The organism is Betaproteobacteria bacterium (assembly GCA_009377585.1).
GTDB lineage: Bacteria > Pseudomonadota > Gammaproteobacteria > Burkholderiales > WYBJ01 > WYBJ01.
In genome coordinates, this window is sequence record WHTS01000214.1 from 1 (window position 1) to 5,219 (window position 5,219).

The window sequence follows — 5,219 nt, forward strand, 5'->3', positions numbered from 1 at the left end:
CCATGGGTAGGAAGGCCTGGCTATTCTGTTGGACCGAGCTGGGTGCCCAGCACGTCGGGATCATGCAAAGCCTAATCGTCACCTGCCGACTTCACGACGTGGATCCCTACGCTACCTCGTCGATGTGCTCCAGAGCGTCTGATCAGGGGCGCCGGCGCCAGGTGAAGGTGTCCGTGAATTCGTCCACCACCTTTTGAATGAGCTGAACGACCGCCCGCGCCGCGAGGCTCTGCGGATGGTGAGTCGAGCTGCTCAGCGTGATCATGCGCTCTATCGATGGATTTACGATCCTGGACGCCTGCAGCCGTCCCAGCTGAACTTCCCGGTAAACGGCAGGCAGCGCAAGGACGGCATAGGCGTCCCCCGCAGCAACGATGTCTTTCTGAATCGTCAGTGAGTCGGCTTCGAGGAACACGGACAGGGAAATCCCTTTACGCCGGCTGATTTGGCCCAGCATGGAGCGCATGCGGCTCGGCGGCCCGGTGAGGACCAGAGGCAGTCTGTTGAGCTGCGCGAATCTCACCGTGGGCGGCTTGGTGATCGGGTCGCCCGGAGGTCCGATCAGGTAGGTGTCCACTCTTGCAAGAAGCTGAGAGTCGGTCGACCGCCCCTTGCCGTACCGGAAAAGAATTGCGACGTCGATCTTGCCCGTCGCCAGCCACTCCTCCAGCTGTCCCCCGAGTCCTTCATACACGCGTAAACGAATGCCGGGATAGGTTCTTCGTGTGATCCGGAAAAGCAGACCCACGAGCGGGTGCGCCATCGACGGCAGCATGCCGATCGTCACTTCCCCGACCGGGACCCCTGCCGCTGAATGAATGTCGTGGCTGAGCTGATTGACCTCGAGCAGCAAGGCGCGGACACGAGGGAGCAGGCGGTCTCCGAACGGCGTCAGCGTTACACCGCGCCCCGTGCGGTGAAAAAGCCGCGCGCCGCAATCGCGTTCGAGAGCGCTCAACCGTCGACTGATCGCTGATTGCGTGCTGTCCAGCATGATTGCGACCTTGGTGAGGCTTCCCAATTCCGCGACCTTTGCGAACAAGCGCAGCTTCTCGAAATCCATGGGGGCCAAAAAGATGCGATATGTGCATGAAGCATATCTGCTTTGTCCATTATGCGCCTAGCGTAACGCGCATTTTGTCCCTACATTGCGGCAACCGGAGCGTGTTGAGACTGCTCAACGGACGATCGCGACGCCGGCATGCGGCGCCGTGCACGGGTCACTACACCAAGGGACAAGCGGATGGCAGGTATCGGGTCGAACTACGATGTGATCGTGGTCGGTGGCGGCAACGCGGCGATGTGCGCTGCACTGTCCGCGCGCGAAAACGGAGCCAGTGTGCTGGTCCTCGAACGCGCCCCGGCAGCGGAACGTGGGGGCAACAGCGCTTACACCGACGGCACGATGAGATTCGTGTACAACGGCGCAGACGACATTATCGCCCTGTCGCCGGACCTCACGGCCGATGAAATCGCGAACACCGACTTCGGTGCGTACACGGAAGAGCAGTACTTTGACGACATGGCGCGCATCACACAGAACCGTACCGATCCCGACTTGTGCGAGATCCTGGTGAAGAACAGCAACGCCGCGCTGCATTTTCTGAAGGGCCAGGGCGTCACGTTCATGCCGAATTATGGGCGTCAGGCATATCGAATCGATGGAAAGTTCAAGTTTTGGGGCGGCGTCACACTGATCATCAGAGGCGGCGGACCGGGACTCATCGACGCTCTGTACAACTCCGCGGAGAAGAAGGGCATCCACGTCTCGTACGGCGCGTGGGTCAAGGACCTGATCCATTCGGACTCCGGCGTGTCTGGCGTCGTAGCCACCATCGAGGGCGTGACTCGCGAAGTTGCGGCGCGGTCCGTCGTCCTCGCCTGCGGCGGCTTCGAAGCAAACGCGGAATGGCGCACCCGATATCTGGGCCCGGGCTGGGACCTCGCCAAAGTGCGGGGCACGAAATACAACACCGGCGATGGACTCGCCATGGCCCTGCGCATCGGAGCGCAGCCACGCGGTCACTGGTCTGGCTGCCATGCCGCGTCGTGGGAAAGGCACGCAACCGATTTCGGCGACCTTCGACTCACGCCGAATTTCCAGCGGCACAGCTATCCGTTCTGCATCATGATCAACGCGGACGGCAAACGATTCCTCGATGAAGGGGCTGAGTTTCGCAACTACACGTACGCGAAATACGGCCGCATGGTGCTGCAGCAGCCGGGTCAGTTCGCGTGGCAGGTTTACGACGCAAAGGTGACGCACCTGTTGCTGGCCGAGTACCGCACGAAGTATGTCACGAAGGTCGCGGCCGACACGCTGGAGGAACTGGCTGACAAACTCGAAAACGTGAACCGCGAGGGATTTCTCGAGACAGTTCGGCAATTCAACGCTGCAGTCAAACAGGATGTGCCGTTCGATCCCAACAACAAGGACGGCAAGGGTACGGTCGGGCTGGAAATTCCGAAATCGAACTGGGCACAGACCATAGAGAAACCGCCGTTCGAAGCCTACGGGGTGACTTGCGGCGTCACCTTCACTTTCGGCGGTCTCGGGATCACGAACGAGGGACAGGTGATCGACACCAATCACGCGCCCATCCCAGGTCTTTTTGCAGCCGGGGAGATGGTGGGCGGCGTCTTTTACTTCAATTATCCCGGCGCAAGCGGGCTCACCAGCGGCACCGTCTTCGGGAGGCTGTCGGGGCGAAGCGCCGCACGGTCCGCGAGGCCCGGCGCGTGACAGCGAATCCGCTCACGGCAATACAGGAGAAATATCGTGGATCTTCATCTGAAGGGAAAGAACGTTCTGATCGTCGGCGCAAGCCTCGGTGTCGGCCTCGAGGCCGCCGTAATGTTTGCAACGGAAGGCGCCAACGTAATGCTCGCATCGAGATCCGAGGAACGCCTCGCAAAGGCCGCCGCCAGGGTGTCGAAGGAATCGGGCAACAGTAATGTTTATTGCGTCGTCGGGGATATTCGGGACAAGGCGAGCCACAAACAATTTGTGGACGCGACCATCGCCAAACTCGGGAGCATCGACATCCTGGTCAACAATGCCGGCGCCGCCATGGCGAAGCCGAATGCCGAAATGACCGACGAGCTGTGGACGGAAGCGCTGAACTACAAGCTGCTCGGCTACATTCGCACTACGATGGAAGCATTCCCGGTCATGCGGAAGAACGGCGGCGGCGTGATCATCAACGTCATCGGGGGCACGGGGCGAGAACCGTACAGCTGGACTTCCAGTACCGGCGTGGTGAATGCAGCATTGCTCAACTTCACGAAGACCACCGCCACGCAGTACGCGGCGAGCGGTATTCGCGTCAATGCGATCAATCCGCGGCAAATCGATACCAAGCGTCTCGCGGATTTCGAGGCGGTCGAACCCGGCGGCTATGCCGGGACCATCGCCGAGATTCCGATGGGGCGGATCGGGCGGCCGGAAGAAGTCGCGTCGATGATCGTATTTCTGGCATCGGATCGCGCGAGCTTCATCACCGGCACCGCCATCGATGTTGATGGCGGCGCGACGCGCAGTGTATCGTTCTAGGAACCCGCCATTCGGCGGATGAAGAACGACAGACGTTGCAGGTGACCTGATCGAGTCTGCCGCAGTGGGGACGAAGTTCCGGATAGGCGTGCTGGAGGAGGTTGCGAATGAAATTGGTGTCGCGTTCCGTGCTGACGGCAGCCATCATTGCCGCATCGTGTTTCATGCATTCGTTTGCGCTCGCACAGCCCTACCCGTCGAGGACCGTGCGCTTCGTTGTACCCTTCCCTCCAGGCGGCGGGACGGACACCGTCGCTCGTATTCTGGCTCAGAAGGTGACCGAGTCCTGGATTCAGCGGGTCGTCGTCGAAAATCGCCCGGGCGCGCAGGGCAACATCGGTACGGCGTACGTCGCCAAGGCGCCTCCCGACGGATACACGCTCATCCTGGCCTATGTCGGAACTATGGCGATCGCGCCGTGGCTGTACAAAGACCTGGGGTACGATCCGATTCGGGATTTCGCTCACGTTTCGCAGCTCAGCTCACAGCCGATTCTCATCGTGGTCCATCCGAGCATCCCCGCGAAGGACCTGAAGGGACTGGTCGCGCTGGCCAAGGCCAAGCCCGATACGCTTGCCTATGCCTCCACTGGACAGTTTCCGCAAATGGCCGGTGAATTGTTCAAGTCCATGACGGGTACCAAAATGATTCACGTGCCCTACAAGGGAGCCGGCCCTGCGACGACGGATCTGCTCGGCGGCCATATTTCGTTGATGTTCGCGAGTCCGGCAAGCGCCGTGCACGTCAAGACGGGCAGATTGCGCGCGCTCGCGGTGACGGGGTCGTCACGGCTTTCGACCTTGCCGGACGTGCCTACGGTCACTGAGGTTGGTTACTCGTATCTCGAGATGAGCGGCTGGTACGGCGTCTCTGCGCCGCGAGGCACACCTGCCGACGTCCTAGCGCGATTGAACTCCGAGTTCGCGAAGGCCGCCGCCCTGCCGCAAGTGCAAGAGGCGCTGAACAGGACGGGCATCGAATCCGTTGGCAATTCGGCGGAGGAGTTTACCCGGTATGTAAAAGCCGAATACGAGCGGTGGGGAAAAATCGTGAAGCAGTCCGGCGTCAAGGCTGAGTAGGATCGAGGACGCATGAGCATCGGGCGCATCGCGGAAGGAGGGTTGCTATCACTCCTCTCGTCTTGCGCGTAAGGCCTCACGCCTCGACGCCTCACTCCGCACTGTGGTGCGCAAAAACTCCCGGTGTACGAATGTCATCTCGGTACCCCGCCGACTCGGCGGAGCTCGACATGAGCGAATACTCGTGATGGAGTCCGCCCAACACCGATTTTGCAAGCACGAGCGCACCCTCCGGCATCCGATGTCGGGATTCTGACTTAGTATGCGTTTTCATAAATATGGCGACGTATTGCCATGCTTAGGGCCTTGGACTATGGTGCGGCCGAAGGAGGCCGCGCACATGCCAAGAACGAGCCCGTTTACCATCCGCCTGTCGCGCAAGGAGCGCGAAGTCCTGGAAAGCCGTGCGCGCAAGTATACGTTGCCATATTTCGAGGTGCTGCGCGCCAAGATCATCCTGCTGGCAGCCGACGGCCGTGACCACAGGGAAAGCATGTGAGCGTTTTGGTTCTCGTCGACGGTTCTCCGGTTTGGAGCGTATCGTCATTGGACGGCGCCATGGAATTGGCCGAGCCGTATGCTTATGC

At 60.6% G+C, this 5,219-nt stretch carries 4 protein-coding genes; 3 read left to right on the plus strand and 1 reads right to left on the minus strand.

Features of this window, described 5'->3' with window-relative positions; translation table 11 throughout:
- Positions 1 to 142: 142 nt before the first annotated feature.
- On the minus strand, positions 143 to 1,063 hold the full coding sequence (locus GEV05_30365; protein MPZ47585.1) for a LysR family transcriptional regulator: 921 nt from the start codon (positions 1,061 to 1,063) through the stop codon (positions 143 to 145).
- Positions 1,064 to 1,243: 180 nt separating this feature from the next.
- On the opposite strand from GEV05_30365, the gene tcuA reads away from it, so the two are divergent.
- The 3 genes from tcuA to GEV05_30380 all read left to right on the plus strand — a co-directional run bounded on the left by tcuA (position 1,244) and on the right by GEV05_30380 (position 4,632).
- Complete coding sequence (gene tcuA / locus GEV05_30370) at positions 1,244 to 2,743, plus strand: FAD-dependent tricarballylate dehydrogenase TcuA (GenBank protein MPZ47586.1); 1,500 nt, start codon at positions 1,244 to 1,246, stop codon at positions 2,741 to 2,743.
- Between the two features lie 6 nt (positions 2,744 to 2,749).
- Entirely contained in the window at positions 2,750 to 3,553 is an 804-nt protein-coding gene (locus GEV05_30375; protein MPZ47587.1) for an SDR family oxidoreductase, read from the plus strand.
- A gap of 107 nt (positions 3,554 to 3,660) precedes the next feature.
- A complete protein-coding gene (locus tag GEV05_30380) occupies positions 3,661 to 4,632 on the plus strand; it encodes a tripartite tricarboxylate transporter substrate binding protein (protein MPZ47588.1) in 972 nt (323 codons plus the stop codon).
- Positions 4,633 to 5,219 lie beyond the last annotated feature (587 nt).